Source organism: Planctomycetota bacterium (assembly GCA_039182125.1).
Lineage (GTDB): Bacteria > Planctomycetota > Phycisphaerae > Tepidisphaerales > Tepidisphaeraceae > JBCDCH01.
Window position 1 is genome coordinate 1 of record JBCDCH010000073.1, and the last position, 19,719, is coordinate 19,719.

The 19,719-nt window shown below is 65.6% G+C and carries 13 protein-coding genes; 7 read left to right on the forward strand and 6 right to left on the reverse strand.

Annotated elements, in window-relative coordinates:
- Positions 1 to 93: 93 nt before the first annotated feature.
- The gene (locus AAGD32_15385) at positions 94 to 1,287 is read right to left on the reverse strand and encodes a hypothetical protein (protein ID MEM8875628.1); all 1,194 of its coding nucleotides are present in this window, start codon (positions 1,285 to 1,287) and stop codon (positions 94 to 96) included.
- 116 nt (positions 1,288 to 1,403) lie between these two features.
- Between AAGD32_15385 and AAGD32_15390 the strand changes: the two genes are divergently transcribed.
- Positions 1,404 to 2,156 carry a hypothetical protein gene (locus tag AAGD32_15390; protein MEM8875629.1) on the forward strand — a complete coding sequence of 251 codons (753 nt, stop codon included), beginning with the start codon at positions 1,404 to 1,406 and terminating at the stop codon, positions 2,154 to 2,156.
- On the opposite strand, the gene murA is transcribed toward AAGD32_15390, so the two are convergent.
- Positions 2,150 to 3,442 (reverse strand): UDP-N-acetylglucosamine 1-carboxyvinyltransferase, encoded by a 1,293-nt coding sequence (murA, locus tag AAGD32_15395; GenBank protein ID MEM8875630.1) that lies wholly within the window; start codon positions 3,440 to 3,442, stop codon positions 2,150 to 2,152. The two genes, AAGD32_15390 and murA, sit on opposite strands and share 7 nt — an antisense overlap.
- 480 nt (positions 3,443 to 3,922) lie before the next feature.
- On the opposite strand from murA, the gene AAGD32_15400 reads away from it, so the two are divergent.
- Positions 3,923 to 5,440 carry a kelch repeat-containing protein gene (locus AAGD32_15400; GenBank protein ID MEM8875631.1) on the forward strand — a complete coding sequence of 506 codons (1,518 nt, stop codon included), beginning with the start codon at positions 3,923 to 3,925 and terminating at the stop codon, positions 5,438 to 5,440.
- Positions 5,441 to 5,446: 6 nt separating this feature from the next.
- On the opposite strand, the gene AAGD32_15405 is transcribed toward AAGD32_15400, so the two are convergent.
- The 4 genes from AAGD32_15405 to AAGD32_15420 form a co-directional block, all read right to left on the reverse strand.
- Positions 5,447 to 8,380, reverse strand: a complete 2,934-nt coding sequence (locus AAGD32_15405; GenBank protein MEM8875632.1) for a hypothetical protein — start codon at positions 8,378 to 8,380, stop codon at positions 5,447 to 5,449.
- A 63-nt stretch (positions 8,381 to 8,443) separates the two neighbouring features.
- Positions 8,444 to 10,387 carry an Ig-like domain-containing protein gene (locus AAGD32_15410; protein MEM8875633.1) on the reverse strand — a complete coding sequence of 648 codons (1,944 nt, stop codon included), beginning with the start codon at positions 10,385 to 10,387 and terminating at the stop codon, positions 8,444 to 8,446.
- 345 nt (positions 10,388 to 10,732) lie between these two features.
- The gene (locus tag AAGD32_15415; GenBank protein MEM8875634.1) at positions 10,733 to 12,775 is read right to left on the reverse strand and encodes a sialate O-acetylesterase; all 2,043 of its coding nucleotides are present in this window, start codon (positions 12,773 to 12,775) and stop codon (positions 10,733 to 10,735) included.
- Between the two features lie 33 nt (positions 12,776 to 12,808).
- Complete coding sequence (locus tag AAGD32_15420) at positions 12,809 to 14,818, reverse strand: hypothetical protein (protein MEM8875635.1); 2,010 nt, start codon at positions 14,816 to 14,818, stop codon at positions 12,809 to 12,811.
- 418 nt (positions 14,819 to 15,236) lie between these two features.
- On the opposite strand from AAGD32_15420, the gene AAGD32_15425 reads away from it, so the two are divergent.
- From AAGD32_15425 to AAGD32_15445, 5 genes are all read left to right on the forward strand, one after another.
- Positions 15,237 to 16,625: a hypothetical protein gene (locus AAGD32_15425; protein MEM8875636.1), complete on the forward strand. Its 1,389-nt coding sequence runs from the start codon at positions 15,237 to 15,239 to the stop codon at positions 16,623 to 16,625.
- Between the two features lie 58 nt (positions 16,626 to 16,683).
- Positions 16,684 to 17,142 carry a sigma-70 family RNA polymerase sigma factor gene (locus AAGD32_15430; protein ID MEM8875637.1) on the forward strand — a complete coding sequence of 153 codons (459 nt, stop codon included), beginning with the start codon at positions 16,684 to 16,686 and terminating at the stop codon, positions 17,140 to 17,142.
- Positions 17,139 to 17,468: a hypothetical protein gene (locus AAGD32_15435; protein MEM8875638.1), complete on the forward strand. Its 330-nt coding sequence runs from the start codon at positions 17,139 to 17,141 to the stop codon at positions 17,466 to 17,468. The genes AAGD32_15430 and AAGD32_15435 overlap by 4 nt, the downstream gene beginning before the upstream one ends.
- A gap of 34 nt (positions 17,469 to 17,502) precedes the next feature.
- On the forward strand, positions 17,503 to 18,858 hold the full coding sequence (locus AAGD32_15440; protein MEM8875639.1) for a hypothetical protein: 1,356 nt from the start codon (positions 17,503 to 17,505) through the stop codon (positions 18,856 to 18,858).
- 56 nt (positions 18,859 to 18,914) lie between these two features.
- On the forward strand, positions 18,915 to 19,719 hold an 805-nt coding region (locus tag AAGD32_15445), incomplete at its 3' end, for a transaldolase family protein (protein MEM8875640.1).

Genomic DNA, 19,719 nt, shown 5'->3' on the forward strand with positions numbered 1-19,719 from the left:
CCACCACCCCCGCGGGTTTCCCCCCCACCGGGCGCCCCGGGGGGTCGCCCCCCGTGGGCCTCCCACACCGCGCTACTTGATGACGAAGCGTCTTCACTCGACCGGGTGCTCCTCGAGGTCGTCGAGCACTTCGTGCAGGGCGATCATCATGTAGGCGGTGACCATGACGGGGTCGTCTTCACGCCACTTCTTGTTGCCGCTCCAGCTGCCGTCGTCATTTTGCAGTTTCGCGGCGTTCTCGATGAACGCGATGCGCCAGTCGACCGGGCCGGCGTTAGGCGTGTCGATGACCGGCTCGTCGTAGGCATTGAGCGCACGGGCCAGGGTCAGGTAGTAGTAGTACAGGCCCCAGTCGCGGTACTCGACGCCGCGCTCGGCCATGCCGGGATTCTCGTCGAGCGTCCAGTTGTTCTTCACCCAGTCGTAAGCGGCGGCGACGCGCGGGTCGTCCTTGGTCAGGCCGGCGTGGATCATCGACTTCAGGCCGGCGTACGTCATTGAGCCGTAGCTGCGCAGACGACGCTCGCCGTTGGGGGTGACGTACTCGCCGGCGAAGGATTCGTAGTTCTTGTCGGCGGCGGGGCCGTAGACGAATCCGCCGTCGTCGCCGGCCCACTCGGCGGGGTTGGTTTCGGAGTTGTTCTGGGCGCGGGTGATGAAGGTGAGAGCGCGTTGGTAGGCCGGGTCGTCGGGGCTGATGCCCGCGTCGTGCAGGGCTTGGAGGGCCATCTGCAGGTTGGACAGGTCGGGCCGCCCTGCACCGCGGGAGCGTCCGCCGTAGCCGAAGCCGCCGTAGAACGCGTCGTCCTCGCCGCTGACGCTGCCTTCCTCGCCGGGGTTGTCGCCGGCGTACTCTGGATCGGTCTCGGGCGTCCACTGCAGTTTCCGCAGGTACGCCACGGCCCGCTCGACCTCTGCGTCAAAGCGGCCGTCGTCGTTCGCCGCGGCCAGGGCACTGATCGCAATCGCCGTGTTGTAGTTGGCCAGCAGGTCGTCGTAGATCCCGCCGTCGGCGACCTGCTGGGCGAGCAGGGCTTCGTAGCCGGCCAGCACGCGCGGATCGTCCGGGCCGAACTTCTCGACCATCCCGCGCAGCACCAGCGCCGTGATCGCCGGCGGCACCTGCTCGACCGGCTGCCAGGCCCCGTCGTCCTGTTGCCGCTCGGCGAGGAAGTCGAGCCCGTCGTCGATCATGCGTTGGGCTTCGTCAGCGGGCGCGGCCGATGCTTGAAAAGCCAAGGCCGGCGTTCCGACGAGCAACACGGCGGCGAGGAGTTGCTTGAGCATGGCCAAGGATATCCGTGGTCGGGTTCAAAGTTGCCGGGTTGAGGCGGGTTTTGCTTGACACGGTCGTGCGTTGCGTTCACCTTTGCCGCGAAGTCTGGGGGTAACCGGAGAATGCCATGCAGCGAAAAATCGCCATCGCGATCGCGGCTCTTGCTCTCAGCACCGCGACCCACCTCACCACCAACGCCGCAACGATCGACAGCCGCTTGTCTTCCGTCGGCTCGAACATCAACGGGAGCGTTCAGACCGACGGCAGCACGAGTACAGCGTCCGGCTCGCTGAGCTTTCCGACCAGTGCTATCAGCGCCGCCAGCCCTGCGTTCAGTGCAGCAGCAGATCAGGACACAACACTGAACAACGGCAGCCCTCTCGGCTTTTTTGTCAGCAGCACGGCCTCCACATCTCTCGCGGTCGTTAACGCGCCGACCGACGCCCCCTTCGTCGGCCAGACGGTGTCCCAACTGCGAATCGACTTCACCGTTGGTGATGGATTCGTGGGGAACTTCGTTCTCGCGGGGTCAGCCGATTTTGCGAGCGATCTCGAGCCTGCTTCCAATGGCGTGCGTGTATTCTTGACCGACGCGGGTGGCAATGTCGTCACGCCTATCGAAGACCTCAGTGCCGCTTCGGGTGACGGTGTGCCGAGTCCGGTGACGCGTTCGGGTAGTTTGGCGGCCGGGTCGTACACGGTCGGGTACGACATTTTTCTGAACTCCGACGGCGTGATCGGCACCGATGGCAGCGGCCTGGCCGAGGCGTCGCTCAGCTTCACCATCACCTCGACGCCGATCCCCTCGCCGACGGCCGTGCTGGGCGGTGGGGCGTTGCTCGTGGCGTTGCCGTTGCGTCGGCAGCGTGCGGGTCACTGATCCACGACGACGCGTTCGATGTCGGCACCGACATTTTGGAGCTTGGCTTCGATAGCCTCGTAGCCGCGGTCGATGTGGTAGATGCGGTCGACGCGGGTCTCGCCGTGGATGCCCAAGGCTGCCAAGACGAGTGCGGCACTGGCGCGCAGGTCACTGCACATCACGCGGGCCGGCTGGAGCTTCTCCGTGCCGGCAACGAACGCGCTGGGGCCTTCCTTGCGGATGCGGGCCCCCATGCGGTTGAGCTCGGCGACATGCGTGAAGCGATCCGGGAAGATGCGTTCGGTGATGACCGACATGCCGTCGCCGAAGCAGAGCAACGCCATGAGCTGCGCCTGGAGGTCGGTGGGGAAGCCGGGGTAGGGCTGGGTGGCGAACTCGGTGTGGGTGATGGTCGCGTCGTTGCCATGGACGGTCATGGACGTGTCGTCGTGGGAGACGCTTACGCCGCAGTCGGCGAGGCGGTCGATGAGCGCGTGGAGGTGCCCGGCGTTGGCGTTGGTGAGTTTCAGGTCGCCGCCGGTGATCGCCCCGGCTATCAGAAAGGTCCCCGCCTCGATGCGGTCGGGGATGACGCGGTGCTCGACCGCCTGAAGCTCGTCGACGCCCTCGATGCGGATGATCGGCCCGCCCATGCCGGTGATCTTCGCGCCCATCTTGTTGAGCAGATTCGCACAGTCCGAGACCTCCGGTTCACACGCCGCGCCAACGATGGTGGTGCTGCCTTCGGCGAGTGTCGCGGCGGACATGACGTTGATCGTTCCGAGCACGGTCGGTCCCGACGCGCCGCCGAGGTAGACCGTCGTGCCGCGCAGTCGGCCATCGACGTGCCCGACGATGTTGCCGCCATCGTGGGTGAACCTGGCGCCGAGTTTTTCCAAGCCGCGCAGGTGCAGGTCGATCGGTCGGTCGCCGATCGCGCAGCCGCCGGGGATGCTGAAAGTGATCCGTCCCCGCCGCGCGAGCATCGGGCCGATCACGCAGACGCTGGCCCGCATGGTTTTGACGATGTCGTACCGGGCCTCGCACGACTCGGCGTCGCGGACTTCCACGGTGAGCGGCCCGTCGAGCCCGTCGACCGCCTCGCCGCGTTGGACATGGCAGCCCAACTCGCCCAGGAGCTTGATCATCGAGTCGATGTCCGAGAGCCGGGGCACGCCGTCGAGGCGGGTCGGCCCGTCGGCCATCAGGGTCGCGGCGAGTAGCGGCAGGGCGCTGTTCTTGCTGCCGGAAATCGGCACCGTCCCGTTGAGCGGCGTGCCGCCGCGAATCATGAAAGCGTCCATCCGTGGCATGTTTTCTCCGGTGTCTGCGTCCCCGGTCGCTCCGGGGCGGTGCGATCGACGCCGTTGCAACATTTCCCCGGTCGGCGGCGTCGGTTCCAGCGTAGCACCTGCCGGGCGGATTGGTACGACCGCCCCGGCCGGGCGAATCCGTCCTGACTTTGCCGGAATGATGCCAAATCACATCGGCGACCGATAAAGTTCGATGGACCCGCTCAATCCGGTATGCTGACCCGCCAACCCGACCACCGCCATTCGTAATACCCGGTCATGTTTGACGTGCTGATCCGAAGTTTGCTTGTCCGCCGAACCGATGACGCTTCGCGTTGTGGGCGTCCGTGCCTGGACCGTCTCGAGACACGCCGAATGCTCGCGGGCCATTTCGGGGACGATGGCAGTCTCCACGGTCCGGGATGCACATGCCCGGCTTGCGGCGGCAACAACGGAGGCGTCGCGGTCTCCGAGCCGCTCATCGTGGACCCGATGCCGACCGACCGAATCCTCGAAAGCGACGGCCCGTGGGCCGACGGTTCCGACGGCGACGGTGACGATGCGTTGACGCTCAGCAGCGTCGGCGATGATCCGTTCGAGCCGTTCAGCCTACGTGTCAACTTCCAGCCCGAGTCGAGCACAACCGTGCCGCCGCGGTTCCGGGCGGACATCGGCCGCGAGTTCGCCCGTCGGGCCAACGGACTGACTTACGGCTGGAGCTTCTCCAACGAGCCGGGCCTGATCGATCGCAACTCGCCACGGTCCGAGCCGCTCGGTGAGCAATACGACACGTTTGCCTTCACCAACGGGCGCAACTGGTCAGTGCAGGTGCCCAACGGCTGGTACAGCGTCACCGTCGTGGCCGGCGAGCCTGAGAACTACAGCGGGCAGTACCGGTTTGCCGTCGAGGGGACGCCGTTCCTTGATGGCCGGCCGGTCGATGCATACCGCTGGGTCGAGGGCCAAACGGTCGTGCGGGTGGACGACGGTAAGCTGACGATCGAAGAGTTCGACCGCCCGGTCGGCAGCCGGATGGCGTTCCTGTTTGTCGATCGCGTGCCGGCACCGGTCGAGCCGTTCACCGCCGCGCCGATGGACTTCACGGTCGAAGGCACCGCGCCGTTGGACCGCATCGAGGCGGGCATCCACCGCGAGGGCAACCTTGTCTACGTCGCAGGCGGTTACACCAACGACTACCTCAGCGCGACCAGCCGCTTCGACGTGTACAACGTCGTCGATCAGACGTGGACCCGGCTGGCCGACCTGCCCGGGCCCGAGTCGCACTTCTCGTTCTTCTCCGACGGCCGATTCCTTTACAAGCTCGGCGGCCAGAACGGCAATGTCGGCGGTGACCGCACCGACAACTCCAGCGACGTCGGCTGGAAGTACGACATCGACCGTGACCGATGGACGCCGTGGTTCGATCTGCCCGAGGCACGCCTGACCGCGGCGGCGACGTTCTACAACGGCCGCGTCCATGTGGTCGCCGGCAACGACCCCAACGGCATTTCCGCGGCCGACGAGCACTGGTTCCTCGATTTCGACAACGTCGAGGCCGGCTGGCAGGAGGCCGCACCGCTGCCTCGCGCCGCCGACCATTCCGGCCAACTCCTCGCCGACACGCCGGACGGTACCCGATGGTTCATCTTCGGCGGCGAGCACGGCCACGGCGTCAGCTACGTCCAGCACAAGGAAGTCTTCGCCTACGACTTCGACCGAGACGTTTGGGAGCGTAAGACCGACATGCCCGAAGCCGGCAGCCACTTCGAGGGCAACGTGTTCTTTTATGCCGGCAAGGTCTGGCTTCTGGGCGCGCGTGGCAATGCCAACACCCGCCTGACCAACATCTGGAGCTACGACCTCGCGACCGACCGTTGGACGACGCACGGCGAGTTGCCGCAAGGCCGTTTCGGCGGTGCGAGTTGGGGCCTCGACGGGCGACTCTACTTCGCGATGGGAGACGTGTTCGGCCGGTCGCGAGACGACATCCTCGTCGCCGAGCTGCGGTAACGGGTTTTAGCGAAGTTCACGCAGGCGTGTCTGGCCGAAAAGACCATCGCCACGGTTGGGGTTGAACAGGCTCGTCAATCCTTGCAGCGGTGGCGGAGGGGTCACGACCGTGCCGAAGTTCCGAACGAGGATGAGCGCGTCGAACAGGTCGACATCATCGTCGAAGTCGAGATCGCCATCGGAGAATGACACGTCGCTGGCACGGCCGAAGTTTCGCTGCAACTCCAGGGCGTCGAACAAGTCGACATCGCGGTCGCCGTTGGTGTCGCCATTGAGAAAGTAGAACGGCAGTAGCGCCGGGTCGGCCAAGTTACCGGCTAGGTCGGTCACGCCAGTGAGCGTGGCCGTGTAGTTGCCGTTGGCCAGCGGCGCCACCTCGCCGCCGGGGGCGTAGGTGAACGTGAGCGTGTCGGTGCCGCCGCCGTTGATGACGAAGTCGGTTGCAGGGACGCTGCCGTCGGGCCCGGCGACGATCAGGTTGCCGGTCTCCGCGGTCACTGGTTTGTCGAACGCGAAGACCAGATCGACGCTATCGACGACATTGCGTGCGGAAGCCGTCAGCGTGGGCGCGGCCGTGTCGAGCAGGCCGAAGAAGCCGACGATGCGTTGCATGAGGTCGGCACGAATCGTCTCGTCGAGGATGGTCTCGAACGGGAAACCGAAGAAGACGCTGCTGCCATCGCTCGCCGGCTGTTCGTAGGTGACCGCTGCAAACTGCCCGATGGACGGGGTGAAGTAGGTCATCACCCCTTGAGCGTCGTCGATCGGCAGCACCAGGTCGGGAAAGTCGACGTCATAGATCTCCGAGCCATCATCGAACTCGAACAACGGAACACCGGCGAAAATCCCTTCGCTGAAACTGACGCCATATGCGTTGGCATCGTCCCCCCGGTACTCGACGCCGAAGAAGTCGGCGAGGAACGCGGCCCCGTTGTTGCTCACGCCGCTGCGCGTGGCCAGATCCCACGCGACCTCGGCACCGCTTAGGAAGATGTTGCCGCCGCTGTCGATGTACGCGGCAATGAGCGAGCGCTCGATGAAACTCAGGGAGAGGTCGTTGGTCGATTCCTCCCCTGCGAGCCAGACGACCGCGTCGTAGTCCTGAAGGTTCGCGGTGCCGAACTCGATGTTTTCGCTTTGGGCCGAGTCGATTTGCCAATCGACATTCGCCGGCAACGCGTCGGCGGCGACGGTGACGTAGTCGAACGTGTTGGCGAGCATCGGTCGGACGCGGTCGAACGTCTCGACCTGCCCGCTGGCCGGCGGGTTGTAGTTCAGGCTCGCGGTCTGGCGGATATTCTGGAATCGGTCGAGGCGGTTGAAGCCGTTGACGAGCAACACGCTCGGCCCGCTGCCGACTTTCGCGGTGACCACGCGCGAGGGGATCGAACTGCCGGCCGCGTTCTTGGCGATCACGCGGAAGTCGATCGGCCCGTCCGACAACGCCGCAAGCTCCGCCGCACTCGCGGTGTAGAAGCTGAAGTTGCTCGTGGCGAAGGTGTCAAAGCCCTTGCCGTCGAGCGATGCCTGGATCTCGTAGGAGGTGACGCCGCTTTGCGGCTCCCAGCCGAACTGCACGCCTCCGTCGACGTTGAGCGCGCGGACGTTGTTGGGGGCGTCGGGGATGTAGCCGGCGGTGACCCCGCCGGTCGCAACGAGGTGGTCAACGACCCCGCGATAGGTGGCCCGAGCGGCGGCATCACGGACGTTGGCGTCGCGGAGCAGCCGTGCGTCGGTGAGATCGTCGTGAAAGCCGACTTCGACGATGGTGGCGTCCATTTCGTTGTTCACGGCACTACCGCGGATCTCGCCATAGTTGAAGCTGGCGGAGAAGGTGACGTTGGAGCCGCGATCGTTCCAGGGGAACTCGAAATCGGTGCGTGCCGAGAGTTCGTCGTTGACCTTCTGGGCGGTGCGCTGGGCGAGGGCGAGTTGGTTGGGCGTGCCATCGCCGGTGTTGAACAGCGATAGCACGCCACGGCCGCCGCCGGCGTTGGTGTGGAAGCCGATCAGCACGCTGTCGCCGTACGGCGCGCTGTTCATGAACGCCGCGTACCGGGGTGTGACGTTGATGTTGGCGCCGCCATCGCTGGACGAGCCGCCGCGGAACTGGTTGATCGACACGCCGACGCCCAGACCCGCCTCGATCCAGTACAACGCTCCTTCGTCCTCGCGGGTCGCGCCGCTGATCCCGGTGCCGCGGTCGATGTCGCCGAGCCCGTTGCCGAACCGGATCGCGTCGGCGATCACGACCTTGCCGACGTCGTCGGTCCGGACGTTGACCGAGGCGTCAGCTCCATCTGGGCCGTCGAAGTTGTACGTACCGAGATAGACCCAGCCGGCACCAACCTTCGCGTGGTCGATCTCCACCGTGGCGTCGCCGCCGCTGTGGTTGATGGTGTAGGTGTGGACGCCGCGGTTGGTGCTGTTGAGCACCCACGTGTAGACGGGATACGCGCCCGGTTCGGGGAGGTCGGCGTTGAACGTTGCGCTGGGCGTCGACGAAGCCGTGGTGCTGGCGAAGCGGTAGGGCACGTCGCCGGCGGTGCCGAAGAAGTTGCTGGTGGCCTGGCTGTCGAGCCAGCCGCCGTCGTAAGTCACGCCGGCGTCGTCGTTGTCGACGATGACTTCGTTGGGTTGATGGCCGATGGGCCGAAAGGGCACGACCGCCGCGCCGGCTCGAAGGAGGTAGTCCGCGAAGAACCGCAGTTGATCCTGGTTGCCGAAGTCTTCGACGATCTCGTTGTTGTCACCGCGATCGGTGGACCAGTTGTTGCCGCTGACTTTGAGGCCGTGGCCGGCATTGACGAAGACGGTCCGCCCGCTGAGGTTGCCGGCAAAGTCGCCGCCGTCGGTCGCGATGCCGGCGATCGTGTCGCCGCTGAGCAGCCGGCGGGCCTCGAGGGTCTCGACAACGTTGGGTCGATCTTGTTGACGCATGATTTCTCCGGAAGCAACCGGGGCGGCGAAACAACGTTCGCCGCCCCTTGTAGCTTCAACAACTTACCGCGCGGCCAGGGGCCGTGTGGTGCGTTCGCGGAGAATTTCTCCATCGCCATCGCCGAACATGTCGTCGGCGTTGCTGATCGGGCTGCCGCTGAACAGTGATCGGCTGCCCCCGCTGGAAAGGCCGGGGTTTGCGGTGCTGTTGTCGGCAAACAGGGCACCGGTCGACAACGAGCCGGCGGGCAGGCTGTCGCCGAAGGCGCGTTGGAGGATCAGCGCGTCGAAGAGGTCGACGTCGCCGTCGTAGTCGAGGTCGCCATCGGTGTAGACGGCACCGGACGACATGCCGAAGTTACGTTGCAGATCGATCGCATCGAACAGGTCGACGTCGCGGTCACGGTCGATGTCGCCGCGCAGGACGTAGAACGAGAGCGATGCCGCTTCGGAGTCGTTCCCGGCAGCGTCGGTGGTGAAGCCTTCGGGCAAGGTCAGGACGTAGTTGCCGTTATCGAGCAGGTCGGTGCTGAGATCGAGCCGGACGGTTTGGCCAGCGATCGACAGCACGGTCGGTGTCGTCGTGGTGTTGGTGTCGAGGTTCAACAGCGACGCATCGCCCGCACCGGGCAGGATCGCTTCATCAAAGAGGATGGCGGCCTGCTCCTGCGGTGCGTCGATTTCGAAGACCGAATTGACCGGTGCCGGCGCGACCGAGTCGGCCACGAAGTCATTGGTGGTCGTGCGTATCCGGCTCGACGCACCGAAGCTGTCGATGGACCGGCCGTAGTAGGTGCTCGTGCCGTCGGGAACGGTGTTGGCCGCGAGGGTGACGCTGTAGCCGCCCGATGCGTTGGTGTCGATGCCGACGGCGGTGTCGGGGTTGGACGTTTCGCTTTGCAGGCCGGGAATGCCGTTCGATTCCCGGAAGAACTCGACACGTGCGACGCCGTCGCTGTCGGAGACGTTGTTGGCGGTGAGCGTGACGCCGGACTCACTGCCCGTAGCCGTCAGCGAACTGATGTTTGGAACGCGGTTGAACGTCGCGCTCGTGTTCGTGCTGGCCCCGGGAATTTGGTAAATCTCGGCGGCGTCGAGGTTCACGTCGTTGTATCCCAGGTCGATCATCAGACCCGCGGTGAATCGGCTGAGTGGGCCGGCGCTGCCCGAGAAGAAGCTGGACATCAACTCAGCTCCGAAGAACGAGTCACGCCAGTGGGAATCGCGAGAGCCACCACCACCGGTGTTTTCGACCGGAACGCTGGTGCGGTTGTCGCGCGTCAGCTTGTTGAACTCGGCAACGGCGTTCTCGCCGGTAAACCGGGGGTTGGACCCACCCTCGCCGACAGTGAGGCTGTCCCAGAACGGCGAGGTTCCAACCCCCAACACATGACCCATTTCATGGATCACAACTTCATCGAACTCGCCGATGGCTTCGAGCCCGGCCACGTCGGCCGAGTCGAACTGCATGAAGCCGGCGAAGGACACGAACGCATCATCGCCGAACGATCCGGGGCGGAAGCCCGACGGCCCGGCCTGGCCTAGAACCCCACCCTGACCATCGATGTTGCTAATGAAGACGTCGATCACAAGATCGTCAATCATGCTGCCGTCACTGAAGAACACGTTGCGGGTGTCGCCGAGGATGATCGACTCCCAGACTTCCGCCGCGTCTTCGAAGGCCTGGCGTTGCGACGTGGTCAGGGACGTGTTGAAGTTCAGGTCGATCTCGAATTCGGAACCGGGGAACTCGGGATCGAGTGCCGCAAGGCTGCGGCCATCGCGTCCGACCTCGGACGAAGTGTCTTGAATGACGATGTTGGCCGGGTCGTGGATGGTGGGGTTGGCGCCGAACTCACGGGCCAACTCCACGGCCGACGGCAGTTGCTCGATGGTTGCGGACAGTCGCGTCTCCATCGCATCGGCCTTGCCACAGAAGGTACCCGCACAAACGCCACAGGCGCAGACGGCCCTGCCGTTTTCGTCCATGTAAAGGACCGTGAGCAAGCGTCGTTGCTCCAGATTTTCAAACATGGTGGGGCCGGATTCAAGACGACGAGACGTGCTTGGGGATCGGAACATTGATTAGGTACCTACGGGAAACTGATAAAACGGTTCGACCGGCAGTCGAACCTGGAAATGCATTCTTTCAACGGTGACCGCGGGTGCGGCGAGGCGGGAGTGGCTCGGACGTTTGGTCCGAGAATAAAAGGTAGACCATATCGCCGCTGATTCAACGGAACGCGGGGTTCATTGGCAGAACTGACCCCGATGGGCCAATTGGCGATGAGGCTCATGCCGGTTGTGCGGGCGGGTTTACGACGAACTTGGCAGGATCGTGCGTATTTGGCATCAGCGACGACCATCGGTCGGGCCGGGCAGGTTGTCGGTGCGGAACGGTCCCGCGGGCAGGCCGACGCTGTTGATCAGGTTCGCGTCCTCGGGGTTGTCCTTCCAGGCGTATCGCACCGCAACCGGCCCAGGCACCGCATCGCTGCCGACCAGCACGCTGCGGCGATCGTCACTGATCACCGCGGTTGCTTCGTGGAACACGCCGTCCGCGCCGGCGACGGTGAATCCGCCCAGCCGTTCGCCGCCACGGGTTTGCAGGCCGTCCGCGACGTCGCCGAACCGAACCAACACACGATTGCCCAGCGTCCGCGCTTGTTCGAACGTCGGTCCGCCACGAACAACGTCGGTTTCGCCGTAAACGTCATGCAGTGCCCAGCGTGCGAGTCGATCACCGACGTCCGCCTTGTTACGTGGGTGAATGTCGTCGGCTTCGCCGATATCGATGGCCACCGCCATGCCCGTGTGGTCGAGTTTGTCGAGCGTCATGCGTTGGGCTTCGCGCAGGTGCGACCAGTCGGTATCGCTCGGCTCGTCGACGTACGGCTTGAACGACGCCAGTTGCACAAACCCGAACGGCATCTCCGGCTCACGCCACGCGTCACGCCAACTCTGGATCATCATCGGGAAGAGCGTCTCGTATTGCTCGGCCCGACCGGCATTGGACTCGCCCTGATACCAGATCACACCACGCACGCCGAACGGCACGATCGGAGCGATCATCCCGTTGAACAACCGGCCGGGCTTGCGCTCGATCCACTTGCCCGGCACGTAGAACGGCAGACCGCTCGGGCCGCGGGCCAGGGCGGTGTCCAACTCGTGCTCGACGTGGCTCTTCCAGGTCTCGGGCAGTTTCTCGACTTCGCCGCCGGGGCCGACCAAACGCCGCTCGACACCGGGGATAAACCCGCCGTTGCCGAACCAGTCGAACACTCGGACCGCGATGGTGAGCGTGCCGGCTTCGGTCAGTTCGGCGGGGATGTCGTAGCTGCGACGGTCCGACCATGGGGTGGGGCTCGTGTCGGTGTTGGTTTGTTCGACCATGACGCCGTTGACGTAGGTCGTGTCCATGTCGTCGATCGCGCCCAGCATGAGCGTGAGCGGCTCGCCGTGCAGCTCGTCGGGCAGGTCTACGTCGGTGCGGAACCAGACGACGCCGTCGAACTGACGTTCGGGCTCCTGCGCTTCCCAGGTACTCGTGACATCCCGTGACTCCCACGCGCTGTCGTCGAAGTCGACATTCGCGTAACCCTTGTCGAAGCCGGTGTTGGCCGGCTCTGGGTGGAAGTCGATGAGCTCGCCGGCTTCCTTGTACTTGGCGTAGCGGTCGTTGATCGCCTGGATGTAGGCCGGGGTGTCCTCGTCGTCGGGGGTGTCACGTTCGACCAGCGGGGCGGTGATCGGGTCGGAGGCGAGCACGTCCTTGGGCGTCCACGCCTCGGCCGGTGTCCCGCCCCAGCTCGTCGCGATGATGCCGACGGGGACGTCGAGCTCTTCGCGAAGTTGCCGGCCGAAGTAATACGCCACCGCACTAAACGGCTTGACGTTCTCGGGGTTGTCGGTCGCCCACTGGCCGCCGTTGTCGAACTGCGGTTCGGTCGCGATCGTCTTGGGATGCAGGAACAACCGGAGCTGCGGATCCCCGGCCGACTCGAGCAAGGCTTTCGTATCGGCCGGGTCGATCATCGTGACCGTCCATTCCATGTTGCTCTGCCCCGACGTGACCCAGACCTCACCTACGAGCACATCGGCAAACGCGATCGACTCGGTGCCGCTCCGCACGACAAGCTCGAACGGGCCGCCCGCATCGAGCGGGGCGAAGTGAACCACGAAAGTGCCGTCGTCGTCGACGACCGTCTGGCGTTCCCGATCGCCGAGCGTCACGGTCACCGTCTCGCCGGGGTCGCCCTTGCCCCAGACCGGCACGTGTTGATCACGCTGAAGCACCATGTGATCGCTGAACACCGACGGCAATCGGAGCTCGGCGAGTGCGGTGGAGGTGATCGTCGTGGCTAGCAGCGCGGCGGCGTGGAGGGCGGGGTTCATTCGGCCGAGTCTACCGAAAGACCGGGCTGTTGGTTACTCGCTCAGCGGCGTGACTTCGAGCACGAGCGCGTCGTGCAGCGCCACGGCGAACTCCGGCGCTTCGGCACCCGTCACGCGCAGCCCCACGAGGATCGAGCCGCCGGGGAGTAGCTCGGCGCTTTGGCCGGTGAGGTCGAGGTGTAGCGTTTCTCGCCGCCAGGTTTTGCTCGGCTTGGTGAGATTGTTGCGGGCAAACCGCGGATGAACGGCACCGTCGGCGTCGACCACCGCGAGGACCACGTCGGCGACCAGCGCGGGGTTGGCCAGCCGGTCGTTGCCGATCTTGTGCCAGTCGAGCGTGAGCTCGCCGGCGATGTCGACGCTGACGGCCGTGTCGCGCGTGTTGGTCCACGTTGCCACCGGGCTTGCGCCGACCTTCGGCCAAGCGACCGCGATCAGTTCGTTGGTGTTGGCCGACGCGCTCAGTGCCGACCACTTGCCATTGCGATGGCCCATCGGCTTACGTTCGCCTTCGAACCACTGCGCGTCCTGGCCACGGACATAGCCGAGCACCCAACCCGACCCCGCATCACGGCGGCGGACGGTGACGGTCCGTGTCTCCTCCGGCACTTCCGCGATTTGGGCCAAGCCCGTCGGCGCGAGTGTTTCCTCGACGGGTTGAGCGACTTCGGTCGGCTCAGGGGCGTTGGCCGAATCCTCTTCGAGTTCCAGCCCGTAAGTCTCGGCCAGTTCGTCGATCGCGAGGGCCGCATCGTCGGTCGGTGGGGTCTCGGTGGGTGATTCGCTCTTCGGCTCTTCCGCCACCGGCGGTTCGTCGGTGGGCAGGAGCGTGTCGGCCATCGCCAGCAGTGCCTCGGCCATGCCGCGATTGACTTCGTTGTCATCGCGTTCGTTCGCGGAGTCGTCGTCGTTCGCCGAGCCGGGCGTCGTGGAGACGTCGATGATGACGTCGTCCTCGGGCCGGACCTGCAGGTCGTCGGGGTGTTGGACGAAGTCGTCGGCGATCCGGTCGAAGTCGGCATCGACCACGCCGAGCGTGCTGATCGGATCGTCGTCGATGTCTTCGGCGTCGGCCGTGTCGGCTGGCGGGATGATGTCGAAAGCGCTCGCGCCGAGTCCGACCGGCTGCTCGGTTCCGGGCTTCTCGGTCATCGTGGCGGTCAACTCGGCGTCGAAGCTGCCGGCGGGTTCGATGTGGACCGACGCGACATCGCACGCCGCTCCGTTGATTTCGATCCGCAGGATGCCGCGCGTGTCGGTGTCGAGTTGGATGTCGCGCAGGACGTTGGGGTGGTGGTCGCCGAAGTGCTGGGTGGATTCGAGCCGCATCGTGCCGAGCACGCCGCCGTTGAGCAGCACGTCGATGTCGACGTCGCCGGTCGGCGCGGCAGCCCGCACGCAAATGTCGTACGCACCGACGGGAAGGTCGACCGCTTGCTCGAACCACTCGCCGCCGACGCACCAACCGACGGTGTCATCATGCGCGGCCGAAGGCGTGTTCGATGGCAGTTGGCCAGACGTGTCGAACGGGTCGGCATCGGTCGGGTAGGTGACCGATGCGTCGCCCGGGTCGAACGGATTGGACCGTTGGCCGGGGGCGATGGCGGGTTGGGTCGTGCCGGCGAAGGGCGTGGCGGTTTTCGCGGCCGGCTTGACCGGCGTCGGCGCTTGCGGCCGGCGGTGCAGCGGGAGCATCTCGGCCCGTTCGATTTCGCACGCCGGACCGAGCACCTCGATGCGAAGCGTGTGCCTGCCACCGACGTCGACGTGAACCTTGGGCAGCGACCATGTCTTGCGTCCGACGGCGTTTCCTTCGAGTTCGATCGTGCCGATCGGGGCGGCGGCGTCGGGGTTGTCGGCGGGCTCGAGCACGAGCCGTAGCAGTGTGCCGGGCGTGCCGTCGCGCAGATGCAGTCGGACCTCGTGGTCGCCTGGCTCGAGGAAGACGGGAAAGGCCGCCCACTCGCCGAGTCCGCGCGTGTCACGGTCGGCCAGCTTTGGGCTGGTCGGTGCCGGGTGCGCGGAATTGGGGTCGGACGACACATTCATTGGATCGGCCGGTTCTGGGGCGGCCGTGAAGGCTACCACCGGTTGGCCGCCGTGGCGGTTATGTTGCTTGCTGCGCGACGACGGCGTGATCCACGGGACCGGGCCGTTGGCGTCATTCGAAACCGGTCGCAGGGCCGAGTCGGACACGCGCGGTGGTGCCGGCCTGGGTTGCGGAAAGGGCGTAATTCGGGCCTTGGAAAAGGCCTTTGTGCTGATCGGCGGCATGTCAAACACTCCCCGGAAGCCCGAACGGGCGCTGGCGAACGCATGAAACTACCACACACGCCATGAGTCGCCAAAGAATTATCGGGCGTGATCACCGACACGCCCACGGCCCGAAAACCGCAGAATCACGCCAACCCGTGCGACCCGACACGCACCAACCCCCGGAGTTACGGTTAACGTCGTGGGCATGCGTTGGTTGCTCCTCGTCGCTGCGTTCCTGTTCGTTCCGCTTGTGTCGGCCGATGCCGTCGAGCCGCTGCGGCTGACGCTCGATCCAAAGCAAGCCCGGGCCGACGACGACCAGATGTTCGTCCCAGTGCGCGACTTACCAGAGAGCAACGCCGCGGCCGGGTGGATGCGGGTGTCCGTGCTGTTGGCCCGGCACGCCGCGCCGTTCGACGATGTCGACAGCCTGGCGACCGCACCACGCGAGGCGTTGCTTGCGATCGTCGTCGATGACGCCCGGGTGATGGCCGACTCAGCTGTGCGCGGCGGCACTGCCGAGTGGGGGTATGGCGAACCGTTGATGGGGACGCTGTTGCCCGAACTGCAGGAACTGCGACACCTCGCCAAGATGCTCTCCGCCGAATCCACGCTCGCGACCCGCGATGGTCTGGTGTTGCGGCCGACCGGCGTGTTCGGCGATCGTGTCGCGGTACCCGGTACGGAGAACGAGATTGCCGCCACACAAGCCCAGGCGTTTCGAATCCGGGCAGCGCTGGCCGAAGACCTCAAGGCCGCACCCGCTTACGTCGCGGCTTCGGTCGGGGCGCGTCTACACGTCGATGCGTTCGACGATTTTGCCCGTGCCATGGAACGGCCCGGCTCACGAAACTACTACCACGCCCTTGCCGCCGCGCGGCCAGGTTCGGTGCCGATGCGTCGGATGGCTGAGGATGAGTGGCGGTCGATTTATGCGAGTCTGCCAGGGTTCAAGCGTGTTCGTGGCGGCGGCGAAGTCACGCCGGCCGAGTTCGCACGGCTTGCCGATCATGTGGCCACTCTCGCGTTCGTCGATCGAAACGGTGTGACCCGTTCGGCGGACATGCCGGGCAGTTTGGCGTTGTTCGCCTGGGGCACGCAATGGCATCGTGCTCGCGGGGCAAGCGACGCCGAACTTCGTGCGATGTCACCCGCACAGCGAACCGCGTCGGCGATGGTTGCCGAGTATGACGCACATTTCGAGAAGCTCGTGGCCGCTTCGGAAGGGCTCACGCCATTTGCGACGGCCGTCGAACTCGCGTTGCTGCACCGGGCGGTCGAACGCCGAGCGGTCAACCCGATCTTCTGGTTTGCGTTTGATCTCTCCGACGCTCCGATCCGCCTGCATCACCCGCACCGTCAGCGTGCGTTGTTGATGGCGGTCGAAGCGCTGCGGCACCATGTGGCGGTCCACGGCGAACTGCCGGCGACGTTGGATGATGCGGCACTGCCGATCCCGCCCGATCCGATCACGGGTCTGCCGATCGGTTACGAAATCACCGAGGCCGGTTTCACGCTGACACCGCCGAGTACCGGGCCGATCGGGCGGCCTCGGGTGGACCGGCCTGTGATCGTGACACTCAGGCCGCTTTGAGAATTTTCCGCTCGTTCCGAAAACTCGCGGTTGTCGTGCGTCTGCATGATGGAAACCGATGGATGCGGCCGGCTTTGGTGACATTTTCGACAGGCATGCCGGGCCGTTGCGGCTCTGGGCCCGACAGTGGCTTGATCCGGTCGCGGCGGAAGATGCGGTGCAGGAGGCGTTCGTTCGTTTGCTCGGGCAGCGCAACCCGCCGACCGACGCTGCCGCGTGGCTGTTCACCGTGACCCGCCGGATCGCGCTGGACCAGCTACGACGCCAGCGGGTGAGACGGGATGCGTTGCCGAAGCTGGTGGCCGGGGACTTTGCCGTTCCCGATCCGCTGGAGGTCGCCGACACCGTCGCGGCGCTGGAGGCGCTGTCGGACCGACAACGCGAGGTCGTGATTGCCCGCCACTGGGGCGGGCTCGGCTTCGCGGCGATCGCCGAGGTGTGCGGCACCTCGCTCGCCACCGCCCACGCCGACCACGTTGCGGCCATGACCGCCCTCCGCGAAAGGCTCGACCCATGAACTTCGACCAACTGCAACCGACGCGCGGCAGCCTCGACCCTGCGGCGATCGCGTATGAAGCCGGCCGACGCTCGGTGAAACGCTGGCCGTGGCAGGCGTGCAGCGGCGTACTCGCGGCAGCGGTCGTGACGTTGTTGCTCTTCCCGCGAATCGAATCGCCACCCACGCCGCAGCTCGTACAGGGCCCGACGCCGAGCATGTCGCCCGCGCCGCTGGCGCCCACGTCGCTGCTGGCGCTGCGCCATGCGACGGAGCTCCGCGACTCGACGGCCTCTTCCGGCAATCGCCCTTCGCGTCCCCTTCGCGTCGGCGATCGCTCGCTCTGATGCGAACTGATCCACCAGCCCCACAGGACTTTCAATGCTCAATCACCTTCTCACACTCGTTCTGATCTTCGCTCCCGCGCCCGACACGACCACGACCGAACTGACGGTGTCGCCCAGGCCGGTCGATGACGTAACCCGCGCAATGAGCCTGCGGCCCGAAGTGCTGCCGCGGCTCGACGGCGACGGGTCGGCGATGTTCTTCCGCGCGGCGTTGCTCGTGAACGACGGCCTCGAGATCGACGGACGCACGCTCGCAGTCATTCGTGCCGAAGCGCTGGCCGCCGGGGGGGAGTCGGCGACCGACGAGCAACTCGCCGCCGCCCGTCAGGCGATGGTGCTGGTCGGCGACTTCAAGGATCCGCTCACGGTTGCCGCCCGTCACCGCACGATCGACTGGGGCATCCCGTTGCAGACGCGCGGCTTCGAAACGCTCCTACCGGAGCTGAACAAGCTGCGCGAGATGACCATCGTCCTCGCCGACGAGGCACGCTTTGCGATCGAGTTCGGCGAGAAGGTCGAGGGCGTCTTCGATAACGCGACGAGTTCGACCAAGTCGAGGGCGGTCAAGCTCGATGATGCGGGCGTTGATCGGTTGGTCGCCGAGAACGTTCGGCTGATGGTGGCGATCGCCGACGCGGTGGAGCAGCAGCCGGTGCTGGTCTCGGCGCTGGTCGGCGCGAGCATTCGGGACAACGCGCTGGGCGTGATCGAGGACGCGATCCAACGCCCCGGGTCGGCGAACTACCGCGACATTCTGCGCGAGATGGGCCCGCCGCGTTATGAGTTGGCCCGGCTCATCGCCGGCGAACGTGACGGCATCGAGGCGACCTTCCCCCAGATGGCCCGGCTGCGCGCCGAGAACAAGGTGCCCGGGGAGGTGCACGAGGCGTTTCGGGCGCAGTTGCAGGCACTGGCCGACGTGTACCAGTGGAACAAGGCCATTCCCGCTCCGCGCGTCAACTACAACCCGGGCTCCATCCGGGGGCAGATCCTCGCATTGGACACCGCGATGTTGGAGCTGATCGTCGCGGCCGACGGCTCGCCGGAGGCGTTCGCGGAGACAGCCACCGCGTTTGAGGCCAACAACGGTTTCGGTCCGCTCAAACCCGTCACCGCGTCGTTCGGCAAGGTCATGCGTTCCTTTGCCCGAACCGAACGGGCGTACCGGGTGCTGGTCGTGATAGAGGCACTGCGGTCCGAGGCGGCCGGCGATGGGCTTCCGGCCGATCTCGATGGGTTCGATGTCTCAACGATCGATCCGACGACCGGCGAATCCTTCGGCTACGAGCGGTCGGACACGGGCTTCACGCTCCAAGCGGGTCGGCCCGATGTCGATGCCACCCAGCCGGCGAGGTACGTCGTCACCCTTCGTACCCCGAATGATGGATGACTCTTTCGCCGGTGTCCGTACCATGCGGAAACCCATCACGGAGATTCAATAACACCATGGCAACTGGCATCCAAGCACTGACCGACCTCGGCACCAAACTCTGGCTCGACAGCGTCGACCCGGAACTGACCGTCTCCAACCACGCCGCGGGCATCACCGGCGCGACGTCCAACCCGATCATTATCGCGGACCTGATCAAGACCGGACGCTTCGACGATCACATGGCCGCGCTGTTCAAGCAGGGGTTCGACGACAAGGCCGTCTGCTGGATGCTCACCGACTACCTCGTGAAGCAGGCCCAGGAAGTCTTCCATCCGGTCAACGAAAAGACCGACTGCAACGACGGCTGGGTCAGCTTCGAGCTTGACCCGTTGCTCGAAGACGTCGAGGCGAACATCCCGCACGACGAACGTGTCGCCCAGTACATCGCGCTGGGCAAGCAGTGGGGCACCGGGCATGTCAACCGGATGATCAAGGTGCCCGCGACGCCGGCCGGCCTCGACGCGCTCGAAGAGCTTGCCGCCCACGGCCTCGCGCTCAACGTCACGCTCGTCTTCTCCGAACGGCAGTACGTTGCCGCCCGTGACGCCGTCTGGCGCGGGGCACAGCGGCGGGGCGATCTCAAGACGTTCAAGAGCGTCTACTCGATCTTCATCAGCCGGGTCGACGTCTACACCGAGAAGCATGTGAGCAGTCTCTCCGACGATGCCCAGGGCATGGTCGGACTGGTCAACGCCAAGCAGCTTTGGCAGAAGAACCAGGCATTCTGGGCCGACAAGGGTTGTGCCCTTGAGCAGGAGATCATCTTCGCCTCCACCGGCAAGAAGCTCGACTGGCAGGACGAGGATTACTACCCCAAAC

Bases quoted from the DNA above. Each gene is read 5' to 3' on its own strand.
- AAGD32_15385 (MEM8875628.1), bottom strand. From the start codon at position 1,287: ATGCTCAAGCAACTCCTCGCCGCCGTGTTGCTCGTCGGAACGCCGGCC.
- AAGD32_15390 (MEM8875629.1), top strand. From the start codon at position 1,404: ATGCAGCGAAAAATCGCCATCGCGATCGCGGCTCTTGCTCTCAGCACC.
- murA (MEM8875630.1), bottom strand. From the start codon at position 3,442: ATGGACGCTTTCATGATTCGCGGCGGCACGCCGCTCAACGGGACGGTG.
- AAGD32_15400 (MEM8875631.1), top strand. From the start codon at position 3,923: ATGCCGACCGACCGAATCCTCGAAAGCGACGGCCCGTGGGCCGACGGT.
- AAGD32_15405 (MEM8875632.1), bottom strand. From the start codon at position 8,380: ATGCGTCAACAAGATCGACCCAACGTTGTCGAGACCCTCGAGGCCCGC.
- AAGD32_15415 (MEM8875634.1), bottom strand. From the start codon at position 12,775: ATGAACCCCGCCCTCCACGCCGCCGCGCTGCTAGCCACGACGATCACC.
- AAGD32_15425 (MEM8875636.1), top strand. From the start codon at position 15,237: ATGCGTTGGTTGCTCCTCGTCGCTGCGTTCCTGTTCGTTCCGCTTGTG.
- AAGD32_15430 (MEM8875637.1), top strand. From the start codon at position 16,684: ATGGATGCGGCCGGCTTTGGTGACATTTTCGACAGGCATGCCGGGCCG.
- AAGD32_15435 (MEM8875638.1), top strand. From the start codon at position 17,139: ATGAACTTCGACCAACTGCAACCGACGCGCGGCAGCCTCGACCCTGCG.
- AAGD32_15440 (MEM8875639.1), top strand. From the start codon at position 17,503: ATGCTCAATCACCTTCTCACACTCGTTCTGATCTTCGCTCCCGCGCCC.